This window comes from Salipaludibacillus neizhouensis, assembly GCF_002886185.1.
Taxonomy (GTDB): domain Bacteria; phylum Bacillota; class Bacilli; order Bacillales; family Salisediminibacteriaceae; genus Salipaludibacillus; species Salipaludibacillus neizhouensis.
Map to the genome: position 1 here is coordinate 2,628,824 of NZ_KZ614146.1, position 25,051 is coordinate 2,653,874.

21 protein-coding genes, 1 other RNA gene and 1 other annotated feature are annotated in these 25,051 nt (G+C 37.9%); of the genes, 2 read left to right on the top strand and 20 right to left on the bottom strand.

Annotated features, from left to right (window positions below; translation table 11 throughout):
- Window positions 1-4: 4 nt before the first annotated feature.
- The 15 genes from CEF18_RS12495 to CEF18_RS12560 form a co-directional block, all read right to left on the bottom strand.
- Window positions 5-727 (bottom strand): (Fe-S)-binding protein, encoded by a 723-nt coding sequence (locus CEF18_RS12495; RefSeq protein WP_110936785.1) that lies wholly within the window; start codon window positions 725-727, stop codon window positions 5-7.
- 530 nt (window positions 728-1,257) lie between these two features.
- A non-coding RNA gene (ssrS, locus tag CEF18_RS12500) (6S RNA) lies at window positions 1,258-1,452 on the bottom strand.
- Between the two features lie 618 nt (window positions 1,453-2,070).
- Window positions 2,071-3,846 carry an aspartate--tRNA ligase gene (gene aspS / locus CEF18_RS12505; RefSeq protein ID WP_110936786.1) on the bottom strand — a complete coding sequence of 592 codons (1,776 nt, stop codon included), beginning with the start codon at window positions 3,844-3,846 and terminating at the stop codon, window positions 2,071-2,073.
- Window positions 3,847-3,868: 22 nt separating this feature from the next.
- Window positions 3,869-5,137, bottom strand: coding sequence for a histidine--tRNA ligase (gene hisS, locus CEF18_RS12510; protein WP_110936787.1), 1,269 nt, complete (start codon window positions 5,135-5,137; stop codon window positions 3,869-3,871).
- Between the two features lie 92 nt (window positions 5,138-5,229).
- Window positions 5,230-5,457: a binding site (T-box leader), on the bottom strand.
- Between the two features lie 74 nt (window positions 5,458-5,531).
- Window positions 5,532-5,708 (bottom strand): hypothetical protein, encoded by a 177-nt coding sequence (locus tag CEF18_RS25930; RefSeq protein ID WP_183040871.1) that lies wholly within the window; start codon window positions 5,706-5,708, stop codon window positions 5,532-5,534.
- Between the two features lie 203 nt (window positions 5,709-5,911).
- The gene (dtd, locus tag CEF18_RS12515) at window positions 5,912-6,355 is read right to left on the bottom strand and encodes a D-aminoacyl-tRNA deacylase (RefSeq protein ID WP_110936788.1); all 444 of its coding nucleotides are present in this window, start codon (window positions 6,353-6,355) and stop codon (window positions 5,912-5,914) included.
- A 52-nt stretch (window positions 6,356-6,407) separates the two neighbouring features.
- Window positions 6,408-8,591: a RelA/SpoT family protein gene (locus tag CEF18_RS12520; RefSeq protein WP_110936789.1), complete on the bottom strand. Its 2,184-nt coding sequence runs from the start codon at window positions 8,589-8,591 to the stop codon at window positions 6,408-6,410.
- Window positions 8,592-8,894: 303 nt separating this feature from the next.
- Window positions 8,895-9,407, bottom strand: a complete 513-nt coding sequence (locus CEF18_RS12525; protein ID WP_110936790.1) for an adenine phosphoribosyltransferase — start codon at window positions 9,405-9,407, stop codon at window positions 8,895-8,897.
- A 64-nt stretch (window positions 9,408-9,471) separates the two neighbouring features.
- Complete coding sequence (recJ, locus tag CEF18_RS12530; RefSeq protein WP_110936791.1) at window positions 9,472-11,829, bottom strand: single-stranded-DNA-specific exonuclease RecJ; 2,358 nt, start codon at window positions 11,827-11,829, stop codon at window positions 9,472-9,474.
- 650 nt (window positions 11,830-12,479) lie between these two features.
- The gene (locus CEF18_RS12535) at window positions 12,480-12,812 is read right to left on the bottom strand and encodes a LapA family protein (RefSeq protein ID WP_110936792.1); all 333 of its coding nucleotides are present in this window, start codon (window positions 12,810-12,812) and stop codon (window positions 12,480-12,482) included.
- 2 nt (window positions 12,813-12,814) lie between these two features.
- Window positions 12,815-13,726 (bottom strand): cation diffusion facilitator family transporter, encoded by a 912-nt coding sequence (locus tag CEF18_RS12540; protein WP_110936793.1) that lies wholly within the window; start codon window positions 13,724-13,726, stop codon window positions 12,815-12,817.
- Between the two features lie 302 nt (window positions 13,727-14,028).
- Window positions 14,029-14,958, bottom strand: coding sequence for a protein translocase subunit SecF (gene secF / locus CEF18_RS12545; protein WP_110936794.1), 930 nt, complete (start codon window positions 14,956-14,958; stop codon window positions 14,029-14,031).
- On the bottom strand, window positions 14,948-16,276 hold the full coding sequence (secD, locus tag CEF18_RS12550; RefSeq protein ID WP_110936795.1) for a protein translocase subunit SecD: 1,329 nt from the start codon (window positions 16,274-16,276) through the stop codon (window positions 14,948-14,950). The genes secF and secD overlap by 11 nt, the downstream gene beginning before the upstream one ends.
- A 188-nt stretch (window positions 16,277-16,464) precedes the next feature.
- Window positions 16,465-16,782, bottom strand: a complete 318-nt coding sequence (locus CEF18_RS12555) for a post-transcriptional regulator (protein WP_110936796.1) — start codon at window positions 16,780-16,782, stop codon at window positions 16,465-16,467.
- 29 nt (window positions 16,783-16,811) lie between these two features.
- Window positions 16,812-17,636 (bottom strand): DUF368 domain-containing protein, encoded by an 825-nt coding sequence (locus CEF18_RS12560; protein WP_110936797.1) that lies wholly within the window; start codon window positions 17,634-17,636, stop codon window positions 16,812-16,814.
- 152 nt (window positions 17,637-17,788) lie between these two features.
- On the opposite strand from CEF18_RS12560, the gene spoVB reads away from it, so the two are divergent.
- Entirely contained in the window at window positions 17,789-19,339 is a 1,551-nt protein-coding gene (gene spoVB / locus CEF18_RS12565) for a stage V sporulation protein B (RefSeq protein ID WP_110936798.1), read from the top strand.
- Window positions 19,340-19,493: 154 nt separating this feature from the next.
- Here the strand turns inward: spoVB and CEF18_RS12570 are convergent, their stop codons facing one another.
- A complete protein-coding gene (locus CEF18_RS12570; RefSeq protein ID WP_407690417.1) occupies window positions 19,494-20,156 on the bottom strand; it encodes a DUF421 domain-containing protein in 663 nt (220 codons plus the stop codon).
- Window positions 20,157-20,268: 112 nt separating this feature from the next.
- On the bottom strand, window positions 20,269-21,558 hold the full coding sequence (locus CEF18_RS12575) for an ArsB/NhaD family transporter (RefSeq protein ID WP_110936800.1): 1,290 nt from the start codon (window positions 21,556-21,558) through the stop codon (window positions 20,269-20,271).
- 174 nt (window positions 21,559-21,732) lie between these two features.
- Here CEF18_RS12575 and CEF18_RS12580 point away from each other — a divergent pair, with 174 nt between their 5' ends.
- Entirely contained in the window at window positions 21,733-22,119 is a 387-nt protein-coding gene (locus tag CEF18_RS12580) for a TIGR04086 family membrane protein (protein WP_110936801.1), read from the top strand.
- Window positions 22,120-22,350: 231 nt separating this feature from the next.
- Here CEF18_RS12580 and yajC read toward each other — a convergent pair whose 3' ends face one another.
- The 3 genes from yajC to queA all read right to left on the bottom strand — a co-directional run bounded on the left by yajC (window position 22,351) and on the right by queA (window position 25,047).
- Window positions 22,351-22,614 carry a preprotein translocase subunit YajC gene (gene yajC, locus CEF18_RS12585; protein WP_110936802.1) on the bottom strand — a complete coding sequence of 88 codons (264 nt, stop codon included), beginning with the start codon at window positions 22,612-22,614 and terminating at the stop codon, window positions 22,351-22,353.
- Window positions 22,615-22,835: 221 nt separating this feature from the next.
- Window positions 22,836-23,975 carry a tRNA guanosine(34) transglycosylase Tgt gene (gene tgt / locus CEF18_RS12590; RefSeq protein WP_110936803.1) on the bottom strand — a complete coding sequence of 380 codons (1,140 nt, stop codon included), beginning with the start codon at window positions 23,973-23,975 and terminating at the stop codon, window positions 22,836-22,838.
- 43 nt (window positions 23,976-24,018) lie between these two features.
- Window positions 24,019-25,047 carry a tRNA preQ1(34) S-adenosylmethionine ribosyltransferase-isomerase QueA gene (queA, locus tag CEF18_RS12595; protein WP_110936804.1) on the bottom strand — a complete coding sequence of 343 codons (1,029 nt, stop codon included), beginning with the start codon at window positions 25,045-25,047 and terminating at the stop codon, window positions 24,019-24,021.
- Window positions 25,048-25,051: the final 4 nt, after the last annotated feature.

Below are 25,051 nucleotides of genomic sequence, written 5' to 3' on the forward strand. Positions count from 1 at the left end.
CCTCTTATTTTTGACTATTTAAAATTTCCGCAATGTGCATAACTTTCACTGACTTACCTTGTCGGTCAATTCTCCCGCCAATATTCATTAAACAACCTAAATCAGCACCAATTAATATATCTGCATTTGTTTCTTCGATGTGCTGCACCTTCTCATCTACCATTTGTTCTGAAATAGGCAACATTTTTACGCTGAATGTTCCACCAAATCCGCAACATTGCTGTTTATTAGGTAATTCCGTGAAGTTTAACCCCTTTACATTTTTCAACAGTTTCATTGGAGCTTCCCTCTCTCCAAGCAAACGAGTCATATGACAGGAGGTATGGTAAGTCACTTTCCCTTCAAATTCTGCTCCTACGTCTTCTACTTCCAGGACATTCACAATAAATTGGGTAAGTTCATACGATTTATCAGCCAATTTTTTTGCTCTGCCAATCCATTCAGGATCATCTTCAAACAGATGCGGGTATTCTTTGAGCATCGCTACACAGGAACCAGACGGAGAGACAATATAATCTGCATGCTCAAATGTTCGGATCATGTGCTTTGCGACATCTCTCGTCTCTCTGTGAAAGCCACTATTATACGCTGGCTGACCACAGCAAGTTTGATTTTTCGGAAAATCTATTTCACAACCTAAACGTTCTAATACTTCAACAGTACTTCTCCCGACATCGGCCGGATAAGCAGCATCCGCTAGACAGGTTAAAAACAATGAAACTTTCATAATAGTTTTCCCTCCTCGACACCAGTCATAAGGTCATCTGATGACTGGCTATAAATAAGTACTTCTAATTATATATTTTAACGTATCTTCGGGGTAAAATGACAGCGTTTTATAAAAATACTTGAATAATCGTAAATTAATTTAGTTTATTTGAGGTATGATATGTAAATTGAAATTTAGATCTTTTGAGGCAATAAGTCATTAATATCAGCGTCTTATCCACGTTCATTTGAGGCGCTTTTTACTTCATTTCAGCGCATTACCAATTCATTTGATGCACTCTCCCGTTCATTTCAGTGCCTTACACGTTCAATTCACGCTCTCAACTTCATTTCAGCATCTTATCCATTCATTTGACGCGCTCTCCCGCTCATTTCAACGCCTTATACGTTCAATTCATCGTCTTTTCCACTCATTTCAGTCCGCTTATTACAATCTCTGCCGACAACTCTATTCCAAGAGACAACACCTGATTCAACAAAGACGAAAAAAAAACACCTATAAAGGTGTTTTAATTATATTAGAATATTAAGAGTCCCGTGTTTGCCGTAAAAATACCTTATTTTGAACCTGCAATAGCAGGTGGGTGTCGTGTTCGTTAATTCTAACTTCCTCTAAGTTATTACATAAGTATGAGGCATGCTATTATTAGCGAAACAGAAAACTCCCAAGGTCGAAGTGTTGGCTCAAAATGAAAAGTTGTTACACGTACAACATAGGACCCTTAAACTTGTTATCAGCTGTTAATCTAATTATACAAAATCTAAGGTTAACAATCAACTGGTAATAAATGATAACTTTATCTCTTCATTCACTTATTAACCACTTAGTTATTGCAATTCCCTATTCTTAAAAAACATAAACTTATACTTTCAAGTAGCGAGATATTTAATTTGTTAACGCAAGTATAGCACAGGTTTTTATTTCATGTAAAGAGCTATATTTGTAGTTTGTATTCAACATATATTTTAACTATTTACTTATTTCAGAGTGATCTTTCGCAACCATCACTTAAGCATAAGGCCCTGGTTTTCCTAGGTGTCTGAATCCCTGCCAGCGTCAATAGCGTCTGTCTAGAGCATTCGAGTACCTCTGACATCACTTTCTATATTACATAGCAGACTCTAAGAAAAACGGCGTAGCCGTCTTTTATTAAATACAGCGTGATCTTTAAAGCCACCCCGAGTAGCACCTACGAAGTGTGTGTAGGTGCTACTCGATAGGATGTGGGTTTCCCTTGATACTTGTGGCGTATAGATAGCTGCTAATTTTATAAATTCTTATCTTTTAAAAAAAGATGACTCAATGAAGGCTATAAACCTTTTGAGTCATCCTTTTTCAAGCTATTCTTTCTTCTTTTGAATCGACAAGTTTAAATCATTTAATTGTGCTTCTGAAACTCCGCTCGGTGCATTCGTTAAAAGACAACTTGCACTAGCTGTTTTAGGGAAGGCAATTGTTTCCCGCAAGTTCGTTCTTTCAGCTAAAATCATTACTAATCGGTCGAGGCCTAATGCAATTCCTCCGTGTGGCGGTGTACCATATTCAAAAGCATCTAACAGAAAGCCGAATTGACTAATGGCTTCTTCTTCGGAAAAACCAAGTGCTTTAAACATTTTTTCCTGGAGCTCCCTTTCAAAAATACGCTGAGAACCTCCACCTAATTCATACCCGTTTAACACAAGGTCATATGCTTCTGCTCTGACTTCCTCAGGAGCTGTATCAAGCTTTGACTCATCTTCTGCAAGCGGACGAGTAAACGGATGGTGTTCAGCAGTATAACGGCCTGCATCTTCATCATAAGATAATAACGGGAATTCCGTTACCCAAAGGAAATTAAATTCTTTTGAATCCACCAGGTTTAAATCTTTTGCAAACTTGATTCTTAAAGCCCCTAATGCATCCCAAGCTACGCGTTTTTTGTCAGCTACGAAAAACAGGACATCTCCTGCTTCGGCTTCAAATGACTTGATTAGACCAGCAGCACTTTCTTCACCGAAGAACTTAGCGATAGGACCTTTTAGTGTTTGACCTTCTTCGATTTTCAGCCACGCTAAGCCTTTTGCGCCATAAATTTCAGCAACCGCGCTTAGTCCGTCTAAGTCTTTACGTGAATAATCATCAGCGATACCCTTGACACATATTCCTTTGACAACTCCACCATTATTTACAGTACTCGCAAATACTTTGAAGTCACTTTCCAGCATTTGTTCTGATACATCAACAAGTTCCATACCATAACGAGTGTCCGGCTTATCCGATCCGAAACGGTTCATTGCTTCTTGATAGGTTAGTCTAGGGAATGTTTTAACAACATCTACACCCTTAAGTTCCTTTAAGAGGCGAACCATCATCTCTTCCATCATCGTAATTAATTCTTCTTTACTCATAAATGATGCTTCAATGTCGACTTGTGTAAATTCAGGCTGACGATCTGCACGCAAATCTTCGTCGCGGAAACATCTGGCAATTTGATAATAGCGTTCAAAACCTGAGACCATCAATAATTGCTTAAATAATTGTGGAGACTGCGGTAAAGCATAAAACTCTCCATGATGAACGCGTGAAGGAACTAAGTAATCACGAGCACCCTCTGGTGTACTTTTAGTAAGCATCGGTGTTTCGATTTCCATAAATTGTTTTTCATCTAAAATGTCACGAATCAATTTGCTTGTTTTATATCTTAATTGCATCGTATTAAACATTTTCGGGCGTCGTAAATCCAAATAGCGGTATTTTAATCTAACATCTTCCGAAACTTCAACATCGTCATCAATAGTAAAAGGCAATCCCTTTGAAGCATTTAATATTTTAATATCATCTACCATAACTTCAATCGTACCAGTAGGGATTTTAACATTCACAGTGGACTCTTCTCGAGCGACAACCGTACCTTCGACGTGAATAACATACTCACTTCTAATTTTCTCGGCAACTTCCAAAGCTTCCGGGAAATTCTCTCCATTAAACACGATCTGAACAATACCGGAACGATCTCGTAAATCCACGAATATAACCTGTCCTAAATCACGGCGAGTCTTTACCCATCCCTGAAGTTTTACCTTTTCTCCAATTAATCCTTCTAACAATTCTCCACATACGTGTGTACGTTCAGTCACTGTCATACCCCTCTCTAATATCCTATCTTTGACTAATTATCCATTCAGCTATTTCTTTTAAAGGCACTTGTTTTTGTTCACCAGTTGCCATCTCTTTTACCATAATATTATCTTCTGCTAATTCATCGTCACCTAATAAAAGGACAAACTCAGCCTTTTGTCTGTCGGCAGCTTTCATTTGAGCCTTCATTTTTTTCCCTATATAGTCGCCATCAACAGCTAAGCCTTTACTTCTAAGTCCGTGTAATAACTTTGGGCTAACAGCCTTAGCTTGCTCCCCCATCGTAACAAGGTAAGCATCTAATCCTTCCTCAATGGGTAATGAAATCTCTTGTACTTCAAGGGCCATTAATAAACGCTCTATACTTAAAGCAAAGCCTATTCCAGGAGTAGTTGGTCCACCGATATCCTCCACTAAACCGTTGTAACGACCTCCACCACAAAGTGTGGTAATCGCACCAAATCCTTCACCATCTATCATAATTTCAAATGCAGTATTGTTGTAGTAATCCAATCCTCTTACTAACGTAGGATCCACTTCGAATCTAATATCCATATCCGCCAAGTACTGTTGGACTAATTTAAAGTAATCGGTTGAATCTTCATTTAAGTAGTCCAGAATAGATGGCGCTGTTGCCATTAATTCATGATCATTGTCTTGTTTACAGTCAAGAATCCGTAATGGATTTTTTTCTAAACGCTGCTGACAATCCGCGCAGAACTCCGAAATTCTCGGTTCAAAGTGTTCGATAAGTGCATTCCGGTGATTATTACGACTTTCCTTGTCACCAAGACTATTCACAACAAGCTTTAGATTACTCAAGCCTAATTCACGGTAAAAATCCATCGATAAACCAATTACTTCTGCATCAACGGCAGGATCTGCACTTCCCATTGCCTCAACACCAAATTGAACAAATTGACGCATTCTGCCTGATTGTGGACGTTCATAGCGGAACATTGGTCCGACATAATAAAGCTTCACTGGTTGGTCTGCCCAGCCGTGCATTTTATTCTCCACAAATGATCGAACTGTGGATGCTGTCCCTTCTGGCCGTAATGTTAAGCTTCTCCCACCTCGGTCATCAAAAGTATACATCTCTTTTTGAACAATATCGGTTGTATCACCGACACCACGTGCAAACAGTTCTGTCTGTTCAAAAACAGGTGTACGAATTTCTTTGTAATTGTACCTGTTACACAAATCGTGGATTTTCTGTTCAATAAATTGCCATTTACGTGATTGCTCTGGCAAAATATCCTGAGTTCCCCTGGGAATTCTATAATTCATACTCGTTTCTCCTCCTGCCGAATTTAAATTGTATTATGTAAAAACCTGGAAATCTTTTTCACCAAAACAAAAAACCCCCATCCCTGAACTTTGTCAGGGACGAGAGTTTTTCCCGTGGTACCACCCTAGTTGAAGCAACTTTTTGCTCCCGCTTAATCAGATAACGTCCGATAACGATTTTTCCTAATAAGAAGTCAACTTTTCAGAAAAATACCTAAGGAGTGTTCCTTCGTAAAGTTTCAAAGAAATGCTTCCAGCCTTAGGCATTTCATCTCTGTAATTGAAATCTCTTTACTACTTTGCTCCCTCAATGGTGTATATATAATTTCGTCAATTTTAATCTATCATACGAATACTTTCAAAGCATGTCAACCTTTATCGAAAGTTTTCAATATTAATTTCTTTCAAGTCGTTTTTTTAAAGAACGAACACCTCGGTTTGATGGTCCGAATTCAGTTGCCATTTCATACGCCGAATGAATATCATCCGCTTCAACAAAACGATGTAAATCGGTATGTATTAATCGATTTGCAGTTAGCGCCTTGTTTTGGTGAGAGTAACCAGACCTCATCGTGTATACCTCCTCTTTTATCTCAGTTTGTCCAAAAAAAAGAGGATAATACACCACGCAACGATTAAATTGTATAGATTGTTTTCTATGAAATAGTTGCTATTAAAAGGAATGATGCTCTTCGAATTCGCTCTTGGCGTTCTCACTTCTTCCAGTTCCACTTACTAAAAAAGTCCGGTTTTATCCGTAAGTAATCACTCTTACTATTTACTTTCTACAATTAACGTAATAGGCCCGTGATTTAGGAGGCTAACGTTCATCATTTCGCCAAAGATTCCCGTCTCAACTTGCAAATCGTGTTCACTTTGCAGGCGTTCATTAAAGAGATCATACAATTCTTTTGCTTGTACAGGTTTTGCTGCGGCCTTGAAGTTAGGTCTTCTTCCTTTTCGACTGTCACCGTAGAGCGTAAATTGAGAAATAGAAAGAATTTGTCCTTCGACTTCTTGAATGGATAAATTGAGTTTTCCATGCTCATCCTCAAAAAGTCTAAGTTTAGCAATTTTGTCTGCAACATAATAAGCATCTTCTTTTGTGTCCTCATGAGTCACAGCAACGAGTAGAACATATCCATGATTAATCGCCCCTGTAACCTCATCATTAACGGTAACATTTGCTTTTAACGATCGCTGAACGACAACACGCATTTGACAAATCTCCTTCTATCCATGGCTATCCCTAAAATTTAAAACAACCGAACTAGTGCATTATTCGGCGCACCGAGTAAATATCTGAAATACTCTTGATGCGGTCTACAACACGTTGCAAATGAGCGATGTTTTGAATGGAAATTGTCATGTTTATAGTAGCCATTTTATTTTTATCTGATTTTCCAGCCACGGCATTGATATTTGTTTTCGTTTCTGCCACAGCCTGTAAAACATCGTTCAAAAGCGCCCGTCTGTCATAACCGGAAATCTCAATATCGACATTGTAATTTTTTTGCTTGTCTTGCCCTTGTTCCCACTCTACTTCTAGTAGTCGTGTATCACTTTTTTCCATGGTTATATTTGGACAGTCCCTGCGGTGAATGGAGACTCCTCTGCCTTTTGTAATGTACCCAACGATGTCATCACCGGGTACGGGATTACAGCATCGGGACAATCTAATGAGCAGATTGTCGACTCCTTTTACTGAAACACCGGTACTTGTTTTAGCACGCTTTTTTTCAACAGGTTTGATGTCCTCTACAGCTTCGGATATTGATTGAGCATCAAGGCTTTCATCCAGCTTTTTACGAATGTTATCTGTCAATCTCGTTACAATTTGAGCAGCTGTAATACCGTTATAACCAACAGCAGCATACATGTCTTCTTCCGTAGTGAAACTAAATTTATCTGCAACCCGGTCTATATTTTCATTCGTTAGGACTTCTTTTATCTTAAAGCCTTTGCGTTCAATTTCTTTTTCTACTTGATCCTTACCTTTTTCGACGTTTTCTTCTCTACGCTCTTTTTTAAACCATTGTCGAATTTTATTTTTTGCATGTGAGCTTTGTGTGATTTTTATCCAATCCTGACTAGGACCATACGAATGCTTTGATGTCAAAATATCTATGATGTCACCCGTCTTAAGTTGATGATCAAGCGGAACCATTTTCCCGTTTACTTTTGCTCCGATACAACGATTACCTACTTCTGTATGTATACGGAACGCAAAATCCAAGGGAACAGAACCTTTTGGTAATTCAATAACATCACCTTTTGGCGAGAACACAAACACCATATCAGAGAAAAGATCTATTTTTAAGGATTCCATAAATTCTTGAGCGTCATTTGCATCATTTTGCCATTCTAAAATTTGGCGGAACCATGACATTTTTGTCTCTAGAGCATTTGAGTCACTGACTGTTTTGCCTTCTTTATAAGCCCAATGTGCAGCCACACCAAATTCGGCCACTTTATGCATATCCTCTGAACGAATTTGTACTTCAAGTGGGTCACCCTTTGGCCCAATAACCGTTGTATGAAGCGATTGATACATATTCGCTTTTGGCATAGCGATATAATCTTTAAATCTTCCTGGCATTGGTTTCCATAAAGTATGAATGGTTCCGAGTACAGCATAACAGTCTTTAATGCTGCTAACTACGATACGGACTGCTAGCAAGTCATAGATTTCATTGAACTGTTTGTTCTGCAGGACCATCTTACGGTAAATACTATAAATGTGTTTTGCTCGGCCATGTATTTCAGCCTCCACGTTCATATTACCCAACTTTTCAAGAATATCGTCTGTGACCTCTCCTATATAATCTTCACGCTCGGCACGTTTCTTTTTCATGAGGTTAACGATTCGATAGTATTGCTGGGGATTCAGGTAACGTAAAGCAGTATCCTCCAGCTCCCATTTAACCGTTGATATCCCCAATCTATGAGCTAACGGCGCAAAGATTTCCAGCGTTTCATTTGCAATTCTTCGTTGTTTTTCAGGTGGCAAATGCTTAAGTGTTCTCATATTATGCAGTCGATCAGCTAGTTTAATTAAAATCACACGTATATCCCTTGCCATTGCCACGAACATTTTTCGGTGATTTTCCGCTTGCTGTTCTTCCTTGGATTTGTACTTTATCTTACCTAGTTTCGTTACGCCATCGACTAACATAGCAATTTCTTCACCAAATTGTTTTTTCAGGTCATCGAGTGTTACATCAGTATCCTCAACTACATCATGAAGAAAAGCAGCGGCTACTGTGTTAGGATCCATACCAAGTTCTACAAGAATGCCCGCCACCTGAACAGGATGCCAGATATACGGCTCTCCAGATCTACGGTATTGTTCACGGTGGGCATGCTCAGCCACTTCATAGGCCTCTCTTAACAGCGCTACTTCCTTCTCAGGTAAATATTCACTTGCTTTTTCTAATACTTGTTCGCTAGTCATGGAATCACCTTAAATTTCCTCTTAATTTCGGTTTATAAACCTATTTATATTATGTAACAAGTGGATGTATTTCTCTTTATTATTACCATTTATCTAACGCTTGTAAAGAAACAAGAAATTTGTCGAATCCGTTTATAAAAAAAGTCCCTTCCGTGGAAAAGACTTTCAATCAGCATAACATATTATGAAACAAAAAAGCAGTGAATTTGCAAACCAAATTAAGAAAAACAGCCTAACGGTCATTCTTTCTTCTTTATTTTGCAATGAAATGAGGAGTGTCAGCATAGACACTCCCTTTTAATATTAATAACTCATAAGTGTAAATACGTCATATTTCCCTAGCTTATTTCGACCGTCTAAATAGGTCAATTCAATCATAAATGCTATTCCAACGACAATTCCGCCGAGTTCCTCAACAATTTTTATTGTTGCTTCAATTGTTCCACCGGTTGCTAAAAGATCATCAGTAATAAGCACCTTCTGTCCTTTTTTAATGGAATCAACATGTATATTAAGGGAGTCTTTCCCATACTCCAAACCATAATCAACTCTCAGTACTTCGCGTGGAAGTTTGCCGGCTTTTCTCACTGGTACGAAACCGACTTCTAAAGCATAAGAAATTGGACAGCCTACTACAAACCCTCTTGCTTCAGGTCCTACAATCACATCTACCTCTTTATTTTTTGCGAAATCGGCCATTTCATCAATTGCCGCTTTATAGGCTTTTCCATCTTCCATAAGAGTAGTAATATCTTTGAAGCTAATTCCTTCTTTCGGATAATCTTTAACCTCAGTAATATATTTCTTATAATCCATTTGTGTTTCCTCCTAGTTATCCTTAAGTTCCATTCACATGTGTTTATAGCGATCATTCGATATATTAAACAGAGGCTAAGTGTTTATCCGCCAATGTACGATCGATCCATTGTTTCAAAGCTCTGTATGAGGAGTAGTATAGTTCATTTTCTATATCACTTTGTTCTAAATACTTTTGATAAGTAAATGATTCCGTTAAATCCTTTTTCTTAGGCTCCGCTTCGACCTCTACTATACCATTGCTTATTTTAACAAATTCTAACTCAAAAAACACCTGACACATAAACTTCACAGCTTTTTCGTTCCAACCTTTATATTTGGCGAGTTCTTGTCCGTTCTTTTTCAGGTCAAACTGTTTACGTTTCATTAAGAACGCATAAAGCCATTTAAATTGCTCTCTTGAAGGGATGGTCTCAAAAAAGTGATTTCCTTCATGAATAAATAATGTATACAGGTTTTCAAGAGATTCCAACCCGTTTAGACATTGTTTCATTTGGTTTAAAGTAGAAGGAAGGTCTAATAATAGAATATTTTTAGCTCTTGATAATTCCGTTGTTTCCGGATCAGCTGCCGTCAATTGGACCACTTTCCAGTTATCAGGGATATTTTTTTCATATTTCAACGTTTCCTCTTGAAACATCACCACCGTGCATTCTTCCAAACCAAAAAGATTTTTATTTTGCCAAACTCGTTTATCCCCTCGAAAATCAAACATTTGCCATTCAGTAATTTTAACATCCTCAATCATAAATTGAGGCTTAATCGAACCATTCCATTCGTTGATTGATAGTTTACCCACAGTGGAGATTTTGGATAAAGGGGATATTGAATCGTGTAATGCTCCCATCCTGAATCCTATTCCATCTAATAGAGTTTTCTGATCTTCATCTTGAAAAGTCACTTTCAAATGGTCCTCGCTTGCCCCGATTTTCTTAATCATACTCATATGAACATCGCTTAACATTACTTTAGGTGCAGGATTTCCAATCCCAAAAGGTGCCATCTGCTGGAGATCATAAATTGCATTAACAGATACTTCTTTTAGTGAAATCGGAAGATCTACCGAAATACTTTTCTGCCAATCTGAATCAGCTACTGTATCTAAAGCAATTTGGCTTAATTTAGTTTTTAACCTATCGATATCTTCCATTTGCATTGTAAGACCAGCAGCCATAGGATGGCCACCGAAGTGAGGTAACCAATCGCGACATTGAGAAAGAGATTGGAACATATCAAAACCTTCGATACTTCTAGCTGATCCTTTGGCCAATCCTTTTTCTTCATCGTAGCTCAGTACAATAGTCGGCCGATAATACTTTTCTACTAATCTGCTAGCAACAATACCAATAACACCAGCGTTCCAGCCTGCTTGTCCAACAATAATTACCGGTGGAACACCATCTTCATATGCTTCTACTTGCTGTTCCGCTTCCAACGCGATTTCTTTCACTATTTGCTGACGTTCTTTATTTAAGTCATCAATCATTTCTGCTAATTCTTCGGCTTCCATAGGATCCTCGGAAATTAGTAATTGTATAGCGGGATCTGCAGAATCCAATCTTCCAGCTGCATTTAATCGAGGTCCAATTATAAATCCTACTTGTTCTTCACTCATCTCCTGAGGGTTAGCACCAGCTCTTTCTAATAAAGCCTTCAATCCGGGTCTAAGCGAGGATGATAAAGAGTGAATGCCTTTCATAGCTAAATATCTATTTTCTCCCTTTAAAGCGACTAAATCTGCAATAGTGCCTATAGCTACTAAGTCGAAATACTCCTCGGGAATTCTTTCTAAAAGAGCATGAGCCACTTTAAACGCGACACCAACTCCCGCCAAATTTTCATTCGGATAACTACAGTCAGATCGCTTCGGATTCACAACTGCAAACCCATCAGGAATAACAGGTGGCGGTTCATGGTGATCGGTAATAATCAGATCAATATTTAACTCTTTTGCCACTTCCGCTTCATGTACGGCAGAAATCCCAGTATCAACGGTAATGATTAAGGTCACTTCTTCTTCGGCAGCATGTCTAAAAGCCTGTTCGTTTGGTCCGTATCCTTCTGTAAAACGATTAGGTACATAAAAACCAACATTTGCTCCTAGTTGTATTAGTGTCATATACATAAGAGATGTACTCGTCACACCATCCGCATCATAATCACCAAAAACAAGAATTCTTTCTTGAGAATCTATAGCCTGACGAATTCTATCAATCGCTTTTTTCATATCTTTCAGTAAATATGGATCGTGAATTGCCTCGTTATTCATATGTAAAAAAGCATCAACTTCATCTTTTGTAGTCATTCCTCGTTGCACCAAAAATCTTGTTGCAATCATAGATAACCCTATTTGTTCAGAAAACTGAGCTACCTGCTGTTCATCAATATCTTTAATTTTCCAATTAGCCTTTGAATGAAGCATAAAAAAAACCTCCCCTGACCCACTCATTATACATAAGGTCAGAAGAGGGGGCAATATAAGAAAAACTACATTGCGGTCTTTAATAAACTTTTTTTCTTTTTTCTATTTTGTCGCTTTATTAACACTAAAGGTTGTTTGGAAGAATTACCGCTCGCTTTCCGTGGATGATCCGCGAGCCTCCTCGAGCAAACGAACGCTCTGCGGGGTCTCGCTTGGATCATTCTTCCACAGGAGTCTCGCGGATTCTTCCAAACAACAATTTTTCATAAAGGCAGTTTATGTAATAGTTATTGTTTCTGGGCTTGAAAAAGCAGATAAACACCAACTATGTAGAAAGTCTTTCTACGTTGACTTTTCTTTTTCGAAAAAATAACTGAAGTAGCGAAGGCGGCGACTCCTGCGGGAAAAGCAATCGCTGAAGACCCCGCAGGGACGAACTTTCCCGAGGAGACTGAAGAATTGCCCGCGGAAAGCGTCCGCCTAGAGCGGATTCGAGCTCCTTTGTTCAAAAAAACAATCTCTAAAAAACCGATAATTTTATAAATACTTGTAAGAAAAATAGAATCCTGTGAAATAAAATAGCACCTTACTCCAGAAAAATACTCAAGAAATTATCCCGCTACTATTGGAAAAAGGTACTACTTTTGCTCTTATTTTTTTGACTTGCTGCGTGATGGGATTGTTTGGTCATCAGATTCTTCAGAAACCTCGTTATTTTTCGCCTCAAGTGAATCAGATGAAGTCTTTGCTTGATTTTTAAGACGCTTTATTTCTGATTGGAGTCTATACATCTTGAAAATTCCTACAGAACCAACGATTAATCCGCCCATTAAGACAGAGGCAATAATGACAATGACAAGTGGCCACTCAGCCTGACCAAGAAAACCAAAGTTAACTTGAACTGGATCCACATTTAAAACGGCAAAAATTGATATAATTAAAATAAAAATAATACTTGTAATCAATCCCCATTGACCTTTCATGTTTACTCACTCCCCTCTTTAGAATATGGGTTTACATGGACTCTTACGTCTTGAACATATCCATCTTCCATAAGCTCTCCCTTTACTTCTTTACCAATTGAATGGCCTTCTTCTACAGTAATCTCAGGGTCAACAGCTATTTTAATATCGACAATGACGTAATGTCCATGCTCCCTTGCCAGTAATTCATGTACTAAAAAAACACCTTTCACGGCACTAGCTTTTTCGAACATTTCTTGTGTGTCTTCATCATGAAGAACGTGGTCTAATGTATTATGAATGGCCTCGCTGCCAAGTTTCCATCCCATTTTAATAATGAGTAAAGAAACAAATATACCGGCTACAGGATCTGCGTAAACTAGCCATTCAATATCCAAACTTCCCCCCAAAATAGCAGCACCTATTCCAATTAAAGCCGCCACAGAGGAAATAGCGTCAGATCGGTGATGCCAAGCATCTGTAATTAAAGCATCACTCTTATATTTTCTACCCAATTTTATCTTATAACGAAACATTGCCTCTTTAACGACTATGGAAAATACCACAGTATAAACAGCAATTATGCTTGGAACAAGTATTGGTTCAAAAAAAGAACGAATTGCACCAATGGCAATTTCAAGCCCAACTATGAAAAGCAAAACTGCTACAATGATGGCCGTGACCGTTTCTGCTTTTCCATGTCCATAAGGGTGGTCGCGATCAGGAGGGAGTTTTGCCGCACGAATGCCTATTAGGACTGCGACAGATCCAGCTACATCCGAAGCCGAATGCACAGCATCCGCAATTAAAGCCCGACTATCCGCAAAAACACCAATAATTCCCTTTAGTAATGCTAACACGATATTAGCAAAAATTCCTACCAATGCACCAAATCGGACTTTTTTATATCTTTCTTCCTGATAATCTTCATTCATGGCTAACACATCCTATATACTCTGTCATATATATTACATGATTGGTTTTATCATACTTGTTTTATACTTCATTGCCAAATAAGAGGTAAAATATTTCCCGATTTTACTTTAAGAGGATATTCACAAAGGTAAAAACCTACCTTTTTGAACAAACTCTTTAATAGACTTATATTTAGCATGGCTTTTACGAAAACGAATAAATATTTTATTAAGTATAATGGTTTTTTCAGCTATAAAACTGAACGAAAAGGATGTGCCTGAGATCCATTGGACCTCTAAACACATCCTTTTTCTGGCTAAACTCACCCCTCAGGTTCCAACTCCATTTTTTTCTGTTTCTGCTTTTTCAATTGTTTAGATTTCAACACTAACCAAACCTGGGCAGCAATAAAGAGTGATGAGTACGTTCCCGCAACCAAACCTACTACCAGTGCAAAAGAAAAGGTTCTCAATCCTTCTCCACCAAGTACAAATAATGCTGCGGCTGCAAAAACCACTGTAAGTACGGTGTTAATCGAACGAGCTAATGTTTGGATAAGACTCTTATTTACAATCCTCGCCAGATCATCAAAGTCCTTCACTCGTTTTTCAAGACTCATATTTTCACGAATCCGGTCAAATGTAACAATGGTATCGTTAATCGAATACCCCACTATCGTGAGGACAGCAGCAATAAAAGGAATATTGACCTCCATCTGAGTCATACTGAATACCACCAAAATAAATAACGCATCATGGAACAAAGCAATGATGGCAGAAAGACCATACAAAAACTGAAAACGAACGGTGATATATAAAATAATCCCTACCGAAGCTATTAGCACAGAAATAATCGCATTTCTAGCTAATTCCTCTCCAACCATCGGTGTCACAGTACTAACTGACGGCGTATTGCCGTAAATGTCTTCAAAGAAACCTTGCAGCTCCAATGTTTCTTTTTGGGTTAAGCCACCTACAAATTTTGCTCGTGCAGTAGTACTATCTTCACCAGCCAATCGAATGTCCTCTGGTTCGTATCCAGCATCTTCAAAGTGTGATTGAATTTCTTCTGTAGTAATTGTCTCATTCGCTAAAACATCCATGGTTGTCCCAGCTCTAAAATCGATCCCTAAATTCAAACCTAATGTTGCAAGAAGGATGATGCCTCCTAAAAGAAATATACCGGAAATCAGGAAAAACTTTTTACGATGCTTAACAAAATCAAGTTTAGATTCTTCGTGTTCAAAGTTCATTGATATCACGCTCCTTCACACCGAACAGGCGCGGCTTCTTGTTTAATATCCGACTGTTCACCCAAAGGCCTAATAGCAGTCTGGATCCAAAAACTGCTGTTAAGAAGCTCGTAAGAATACTTACGATAAGCATAACCGCAAATCCTTGAACAGCACTTGTCCCATAAACATACATCACACTAGCAGCTATAATTGTTGTAATATTAGCATCTAAAATAGTGGATAACGATCTTCGGCTACCTGCTTTGAATGCGCTGATCGCCGACTTTCCTGAGCGCAGTTCTTCCTTAATACGTTCATACGTAATAATGTTGGCATCAACAGCCATTCCGACTCCTAAAATTAAGGCTGCAATTCCAGGCAGTGTCAGAACTGCATTTAACCAATTAAATATAACTAAAACAACATAAATATATGCGGTTAACGTTAATACTGCGATACCACCCATAAAGCGATAGTAAAACAGCATGTAAGCGAAAATCAAGGCAATACCAACTATTCCTGCATTTATTGCTTGCTCCATCGCGCGTTCACCAAGTGATGCACCAACAGAAGTCGAGTCAATTTCCTCCAATTCAACTGGTAATGCCCCCGCATTTAAAATTCCTGCCAGTTCATTCGCCGATTGAACAGTGAAATTCCCTGAAATTTCTACATCGCGGGATGGAATTGTCTTCCTAACTCTTGGTGCAGATATAATTTTAGATTCTTCTTCAGGTTTCATACTCTCCGTTGCATAGGAATCGCCTTCTTCGTAATCAAGCCAAATGACTAAAAGATTTTCTCCCAAAGGACGATTGCTTATATCTTGAGTAATTTCCCTGAACTTATTTGCATCTTCAACGGTTACTTGCACAACAGGCTCATTCGTATCAGCAGTGAAATTCTGACGGGCTCCACCTTCCACTAAATCCGATCCGTCCATCATTAATTCGTCATTTATATCACGAAATGATAGCCTTGCTTGTGTAGATAAAAGCTCTCTGGCAGATGCTTGATCCTCAATACCTGCTAGTTGTACGCGAACTCTGTCGTCTCCTTCAATCGTTATGCTAGGTTCAGAAACACCTAATACATCAATACGAGCATTTAAGGCACTTACCGTATCGCTTAAGAGCTCTCGGTTAATTTCCGTATCTTCTCCATTTACCGGGGTCACTTCATATAAAACTTCAAATCCACCTTGAAGATCCAGACCTAGGCTAATATCTTCTGCTTGATCCAAGGCATTCCATGCAATAAGAGCGCCAAATCCAATAACAATCGCAAAAAAAACAGCGATCAAACTTTTTTTGACACCTTTTCTTCTTTTCACCATAAAAATGATCCTCCTTCTTAAGCGAACATGACGATGCGACCCTAAAATTCATCAGGGTCGATATATCTATGTAAAAAAATACAACGATCTTAAACTAATATTACTATTATAGCGAGATTAAAAAACACATGTCAATTACGGAGATATTGTTCTCAACATCTCCGTAATCTGAATCCAGCTGAAATCACTTAAATATCTTCAGCATGAAATGACTTCAGGCTGAAATCAATTGGTTCTTCATTTTCAAACCACTCTGGACCTTTATAAGCTTCTATTGTTAACCAAGTCATATAATCATTTGCCTTTAAATGAAACAGTTCAGCTACCATCCAGTGCGAACGAACAGGCTCTGGGCGTTCTTTATTTTTTTCTAACTTTGTTAAAAAACATTCCCAGACCTCTTTTTCTGTGACTCGGTCATAACCTAGTATATGCCATTCCTCGGCCTTACTCTCTATCACCGGCTCAAGTTTAAGTTTCCAATATCCCCATTGCTCTTTTGTCATAATTGTTATCCTCCCAGTATATATCGTCTTTACCTTAGCGTTGTTTGTTTAGAACCTAAGAAAAGTGCAATTGATGACCCTATTAAAAAAGTGATGATACATGGGATGATAACACCTACATCATTTTCCAAACCTGGATAAACTACAGTAACTGAACCCAATACAAGTCCAATAATTGCAGCATACGTCATATATGGATAGTGAAGTAATATGTGTTTTATAAATTTACTGCAAATAATAAATCCAACAACAACACCAGAACCAATGATGATAATAACTGGAATATTAGGCGACGATATAGACAACGCTGACGTAGCTGTGAAATAAACACCAAACAGCAATAATACAAGAGATCCACTAATCCCCGGCATGAGCATGGCCATACTTGCCAACCAACCAGCAAGAAAAAATCTGATGCCATTTTCAAATGTGAGATCTAGAATGACTGCCCCTTCTTCGGGCACGATGAAACCGAACAGTGTTACTAAAACAGTGGCAAATATTAAAACCAAATAGTGCCATATCGTAAAACTCGTTTTTATTTCTGCCATTCTCACTAACATCGGAACAATCCCCAAGACAAGTCCTAAGAAAAAGAATTGCGTAGGCTGAAAATGATTCTCCATCAACCAATTTATAATCTGACTAAAACCTAGTAGTGCAACAACGATACCTATCCCTAATGGAATGAGAAACGGAAGTTGCTTTCGCCAATCTTTACTGAAGAATCCGTTTATCGCAGCAATAAACTCACTATAAATCCCTAATAAAACTGCAATTGTCCCTCCACTAACACCAGGAATCAAATCACTGATCCCCATCATAATACCACGATAGATATTTTTCCAGTCCAACCTTTAACACCCGCCCTTTATATACTTCATCTCATACAAATTATAAATTTATTTAAAATATATACCCAAAGCTTGTCATGCTTGGCCACCTTTTCAGCATATACATCTTTAGCGGAAAAATCTAGGATTTTTCGAAGAAAGTAGGGGTGAATATGAGTAAACAAACTTTCTTAAAAGGTGCTGTGATATTAATCATCGCCGGGTTAATCACTCGTTTCCTTGGTTTCATTAACAAAATAGTTGTTGCCAGAATTATGGGACCAGAAGGTGTAGGTCTTTATATGATGGCTGTTCCCACCTTATTACTAGTCATTACACTAACACAATTAGGGCTTCCCGTAGCAATTTCAAAGTTAGTTGCTGAGGCAGATGCTGAAGGTGATCGTCCACGTATCAAAAGAATCTTGGTAATTTCCCTTACCGTAACAGGGATTCTCAGTTTGATTTTCACTGCATGTATGATCATTTTTGCGCCAATGATATCTACCTATCTTCTTACAGACGAAAGAGCATATTACCCATTAATCGCAATTTCTCCTGTCGTGCCTATCGTTGCACTATCATCTGTTATTAGAGGGTATTTTCAAGGTCTGCAAAATATGAAACCTACTGCTTATTCCCAAGTCATAGAACAGGTTGTCCGTATTGCTTTCGTTGCAACATTTACGTCCATGTTGTTACCTTTTGGAATAGAATTCGCTGCTGCTGGAGCAATGATATCGAGTGTGATAGGTGAACTTGCTTCGATTGTTTTCATGATAACTGTGTTCAAAAAAAGAAAAACGTTTCGCTTTCGTAAACAATTTTTTTCTCATGTAAAAGATGGAAAAGATACCTTTGGTGATTTAATGGCTATTGCGTTACCTACAACCGGCAGCAAACTTGTTGGTTCCATCTCTTTCTTCTTTGAACCAATTGTCGTTGCGCAAAGTCTTGCAATAGCCGGTGTAACTACCATTCTTGCAACTACACAATACGGTGAGCTTGCCGGGTACGCAATTCCGATGCTTCTATTACCTACGTTTATCACTTATTCGCTTTCTGTGTCTCTCGTTCCTGCTATAAGCGAGGCCGCTATTGTAAAAAATTATGCACTTATTCATTACCGCCTTAGTCAAGCTCTCCGTTTCGCAGTGATTTCAGGTGGAGCAGCAGTCGTTGTCCTCTATGTTTATGCGGATCCGCTTATGGAACTGATCTATGAAGCTCCAACGGTTGCAAGCTATTTAAAGATCATGGCTCCATTTAGCCTCTTTTTATATTTTCAAGGTCCTCTTCAAGCGACACTGCAAGCTTTGAACCTTGCAAAAGCAGCAATGATGAACAGTATAATTGGTGCAGGAGTAAAAATAGCAGCTGTTTTCGTCCTCGCTTCCAGACCAGAGCTTGGGATTATGGGTGCTGCGTTAGCTATTGTTATTGGATTTATTTTGGTCACTCTTTTACACTTCGCCACTTTAGTGAAAGAGATTGGATTTACTTTAAACATAAGAGAACTCGCGAAAGTTATTCTAGCGATGATTATTAGTGGAATCATTGGTTATCTTTTATATACATCGATTTTAACTGGATCTGATTTACTTCTTAAAACGGCTATAAGTATTGTGGTAACAGGGTTAAGCTACGCGATTCTTGTATTAGGGATGAACCTTATTTATCGAGAGGAATTAAAAAGGATTCCTTTTTTAAACAGGTGGATTTAATCATAAAAATCGGCTGTTTTCTAAAAATTTCTTTACTCGGAATAAGATGCTCGAATTTGCTGATTTTACCTTTTAATTAATTAGGATTTCGAAAACAAAAAAAGAGCTATCGAAAAGTTAGAATCAACTTTTCGATAGCTCTTTATAAGAGACTTCAGTTCTTTACTTTCAAGTCAACAAAAAACGAACGATCTCTGTTAATTGAACAAAAGGATATTTGCCCAATCTGGTCATGGCCGAGTTTTTTCATCTCTTCCACCAACCACTCCTCTTTTTTACCAATTTCTTTTAGATGTTCCTTCTGAATTTTACCATCCTGGATCAACGGTAGTGGAAGAAACGGAGGCTCAGACCCCTCAGGTCTATTAAGGTCTTTCCGTATCACACTGAGGTCTCCTGATGGCTCTAATAACGCAAATTCTACATCCGATATATATTCAATATCTTTTTGTCTTAACTGAAGCATTAAATCGTCGAAGTTGTATCGTTGACTCCTCATTACTTTTTCATCAATTTTCCCCTGCCGTATAATCACAGATGGTTTCCCATCTATGAGCTTCCTGAGTCCCTGGCTTTTCAATGAAATGTAGGCAAGAGATATTTGGATTGTCATCAGAAGAAACATTGGTACAAGTTGATGACTGATAGGTACACGTGTATTTTCTATTGTCATTACAGCTAGTTCAGCTATCATTAAAGATATGACGAAGTCTACAATTGATAATTGACCGATTTCTCTTTTCCCCATCAGCCGGAAAACAATCAGTATAACTACGTAAATAACTACCGTGCGTAATATTATAATAAGGAGCTCCATTTCCATTCATGATATCCTCCCGCAAGATATAAATAGACTCTTTTTAGTGTGACCAAAAAGAGTCTAAACATGCTTTTCCGAGGATAACATTTTGGTTACGTATATACTTATATCACATGAAGTCTACCAAATACCGATAATACAAATAGATTGTAGAAATTACAAAAGATATAAGAGCCGTTGGAAGTCCTACTTTCAAAAAGTCCATATAAGTGAATGGCTGTTTTGCTTTTATTGCTAATCCTGCAACAATAACATTGGAACTTGCTCCTATGAGCGTTCCATTCCCACCAAGACACGCTCCTAAAGCCAGTGCCCACCATAAAGGATCTAAATTAGTCATGCCATATTCCTCAAATTCTAAAATAACCGGTATCATTGCTGCTACAAACGGAATATTGTCAACAAATCCTGAAAGAATTCCGGAAGTCCATAAAATTAATAAAGAGGTTTGAGGCACATCCCCTTCTGTATAATAGATGATTCCTCGTGCAATCTCATCAATAATGCCTACTTCCTTCAAACCTCCTACAAGCATAAATAAACCGATGAAAAAGAAAATAGTAACCCACTCAATTTTTTGAAAAATTTCTTCTGTTCCTTCATCATCATTCGTTAACAACATTAAAAGAATAGCACCAGCCATGGAAATACTCGTTAGTTCAACATATAAAAACGGCTGTACAATAAACCCAAGTGTGGTTAAGAGTAATACCGTAACCGATTTAAATAATAATGATTTTCTCGTTAAATATTTTTTTGGATTGATGCTCATGAGATTCTTTCTCTCCAACTCTCCTACCACAAGTTGGTTTTTATACAGAAATGACACCCCGGTAATGACAACAATATAAATTACAAGCACAACGGGTCCCAAATGAACCAAGAATGCATTAAAATTTAAATGTGCCACTGCTTGACCAATCATTAAATTTGGCGGATCTCCTATTAATGTGGCAGTCCCTCCTATGTTCGACGCAAGTATCGTTGATAATAAATAAGGAATTGCTGTCACCTTTAACAAACTAGTCAAAGTGAGAACAATTGGGACGATTAGCAAAACAGTAGTCACATTATTTAATAGTGCAGATCCAACAGCCGTCAGAGTTGAGATGACAATTAAAAGCGGGATTGGTCTACCCCCCACCATTTTTGCCAGTGTGATGGCTGTAAATTCAAACAAACCACTTTTACTAGTTATAGAAACAAGTATCATCATAGATAAAAGTAACACGATTGTATGCCAATCAATATGCTGCAAGAAAACACTGTTCAAATCCAGTACTCCCGAAAATAGCATTAATATACCACCAAAACATGCAACGAGAGCACGATTAAGTTTTTCAGAAATGATGAAAACATAGCTTACAACAAAAATAGCAAGTGCTAGAAGCCATTCCATTTTTTACCCAGCCCTCCCCACGCTCCACTCATACATTGCATTCTATGAATAAAGATGGACAAACATGTCACTATAATAACCAAAAACAATGATCTCTCGGATTCTTTAAAAAGCTCGTCTATTTTTAATATTTATGAATAGACTTTTATAAAAGCGGGAGAAGGAGGGAAATACATGTTTTCACATCGTTTTATTAGCAGTATCCTTTATGGGGTATTAACTATTTTCATTCTCGTGATTGTTGCAAGCTTCATGAGCTCTTTAGTTCTCAAATACACAAATGTTACGGAAGAGACATTCTTATGGATACTCATTGGTTTTTCGTTTCTGGCCCTTTTTATCGGTGGGTTTATATCCGGAGGGAAATCTGGTCAAAAAGGATGGTTTGCCGGAGCATTAACTGCTCTATTTTACACTACTTTAGTTTTTCTGACTCAGTACTTAAGTATGAATCAAGGATTTGATAGTCAACAACTACTCATGCATTTAGGATACTTCATCGTCGCTATTTTAGGAGGCATAATGGGTGTAAATGTCAGAGGAAATTCTTTTGCTGATTAGAAAAGCTTAAGTGCTAATTACTAAGAAAAACGCATAGCGTCTATTATTAAATGTAACGATGTCTTCTGCCACCACCTTTTATAAGTGGCAAGGTGATCTCCTTGCTACTTGTGGCTGAAGTCGTTGTCCGCCTAGAGGGGATTCGAGCTCTTCTGTTCGAAGGATAGAACAGGCTCTTAAAATACGTATTAAAAAATCGTCTCCCTTTTTTAGGAAGACGATTTTTTTGTATTAATCTTGATTAATAACTTCTCTGATAGACTGACGATCAAAAGTTAATTTATGCGTTCCATCAACATTAAGGACGATTCTAGCATCATCAATTGCATCAATTGTTCCATGTAAGCCGCCAATTGTAATGATTTTATCCCCTTTTTGAAGAGAACTGTGCATCTCTTTTACTTTCTTTTGTCGCTTTTGTTGCGGACGAATTAATAAGAAGTAAAAAATCGCAAACATTAGAATTAGTGGAATTAAAGCACCAAACATATCCATTCATTTCACCCCTTTCGATAATTAACACGATTACTATTTTACCATTTCAAGAAAAAAGCATGTTATATATGTTCTTTTCATCAAATGTCCTAAATATCGCTCCCGTACTATTGTAGACAAAGATACCACTGAAAATCAATTAAAAGAGTATAATTACCCTAATTTTTTTTATTTAACTATTTAATCTTCCTTTTTAATGGTTTCTTTAAAACAACACTTTTTTAAAAATTCTTTGCGTTCGGTTTATTGAAACCGTAAGCTTCGAAAAATTCTTCTCTGAAATCAAGTAAGCGATCTTCTCTAATTGCTTGTCTAACATTTTCCATCAATTGAGACAGGAAATATAAATTATGATAAGAGGTAAGTCTGAATCCAAAAGACTCCTTGCACTTAACAAGGTGACGAATATAAGCTCTTGTATAATTTTGACATACGTGACAATCACAATTTTCATCTAGTGGTCTGAAATCTCTAGCATATTGAGCGTTACGCACGACTAGTCGACCTTTACTAGTCATTAAAGTTCCGTTTCTCGCTATTCTTGTTGGTAACACGCAATCAAACATATCAATACCTCTTATTGCACCATCAATAAGTGAATCGGCGGACCCCACTCCCATCAAGTACCGCGGCTTATCTTCAGGTAAGAACGGTGTAGTAAACTCTAGAACTTGCTTCATCACATCTTTCGGTTCTCCCACTGATAATCCACCAATCGCATATCCAGGAAAATCAAGTGATACAAGATCCTCGGCACTTTTACGTCTTAAATCCTCGTACTCTCCCCCTTGAACAATCCCGAATAATCCTTGCTCATTCGGTCGGGCATGTGCTTCAAGACAACGCTCTGCCCATCGACTTGTTCGTTCAACAGAGTCGTTCATATACTTATATTCTGCCGGATAAGGTGGACACTCGTCAAAGGCCATCATAATATCCGGGCCTAGAGCATTTTGTATTTCCATTGATTTTTCAGGAGTTAAGAATAACTTTTCTCCACTTAAATGGTTGCGGAATTCCACCCCCTCTTCCTTTATATTTCGGAGCTCACTTAAACTAAATACCTGGAATCCACCTGAGTCTGTTAGAATCGGTCTGTCCCAATTCATAAATTTATGCAAGCCTCCAGCTTCTTTCACAATATCTTCCCCAGGACGCAGCCATAAATGATAGGTGTTACTAAGAATAATATTCGTATTCATGCTTTTTAAATCCTCAGGACTCATTGTTTTTACGGTACCCAAAGTACCTACAGGCATAAATACCGGTGTCTCAAAAGATCCATGAGGAGTGTGTACGATCCCAAGTCTTGCGCCTGATTGTTTACATGTCTTTATATGTTCATATGTTATAGCTGGCATGTCTATCTTCCTTCTTTCAATCTTTTTAATCTCACTATTATCACTAACAGATTAACATCGCATCTCCAAAACTAAAAAAGCGATAGTTATTTTTTATTGCTTCTTCATAAGCATGAAGAATTCGTTCCCGTCCGGCCAATGCACTTACAAGCATCACTAACGTTGATTTAGGTAAATGAAAATTCGTCAACAACCCATCGATTGCTTGAAAATTAAACCCTGGATAAATAAAAATATCCGTCCAACCTGAAGAAGCTTTAAATTCCCCATGATGATCTCGAGTAATTGTTTCTAAAGTACGTGCAGAAGTGGTTCCTATTGCAAAAATTCTTTCTTTGTTCTTTTTAGATTCATTTAAAATATTGGCTGATTCTTCGTTCATTTGATAGAACTCTGAGTGCATTTGATGGTCATCAATATTATCGACAGAAACTGGTCTAAATGTACCTAATCCAACGTGAAGAGTTATATAAGCAATTTTTATCCCAGCCTCTTGCAAATTCTCCAGCATATTTTTAGTGAAATGAAGACCAGCTGTTGGAGCCGCAGCTGAACCTTTATGCTCTGCATAAACTGTTTGGTACCGGTCTTTTTCCTCAAGTTGTTCCTGAATATACGGAGGAAGAGGCATTTCTCCTAACTGGTCCAGTATTTCGTGAAAAATTCCTTTAAACTCAAATTGAATCATTCTTCTGCCTTCAGGAAGTTCTTCCATACATCGACCTGTTAGTAATCCTTCCCCAAAATCAATGACAGTTCCCACTTTAACTCTTTTAGCTGGTTTAACTAACGCTTCCCAAATATGATCCTCTTTTTCTTTTAATAACAAAAGCTCTATTTTTGCACCTGTTTCATCTTTAATTCCAAATAACCGCGCAGGAATAACCTTCGTATTATTTAAAACAAGCGTGTCCCCTTGCTTTAAAAAAGATAGAAGGTCATAAAAATGATGATGTTCACAAATTCCAGTATTTTTATCCAACACTAGAAGTTTAGATGCCTCTCTGTTTTTTAGAGGTGTTTGAGCAATTAATTCTTCCGGTAAGTTATAATCAAATTGTGATAAATCCATTTGT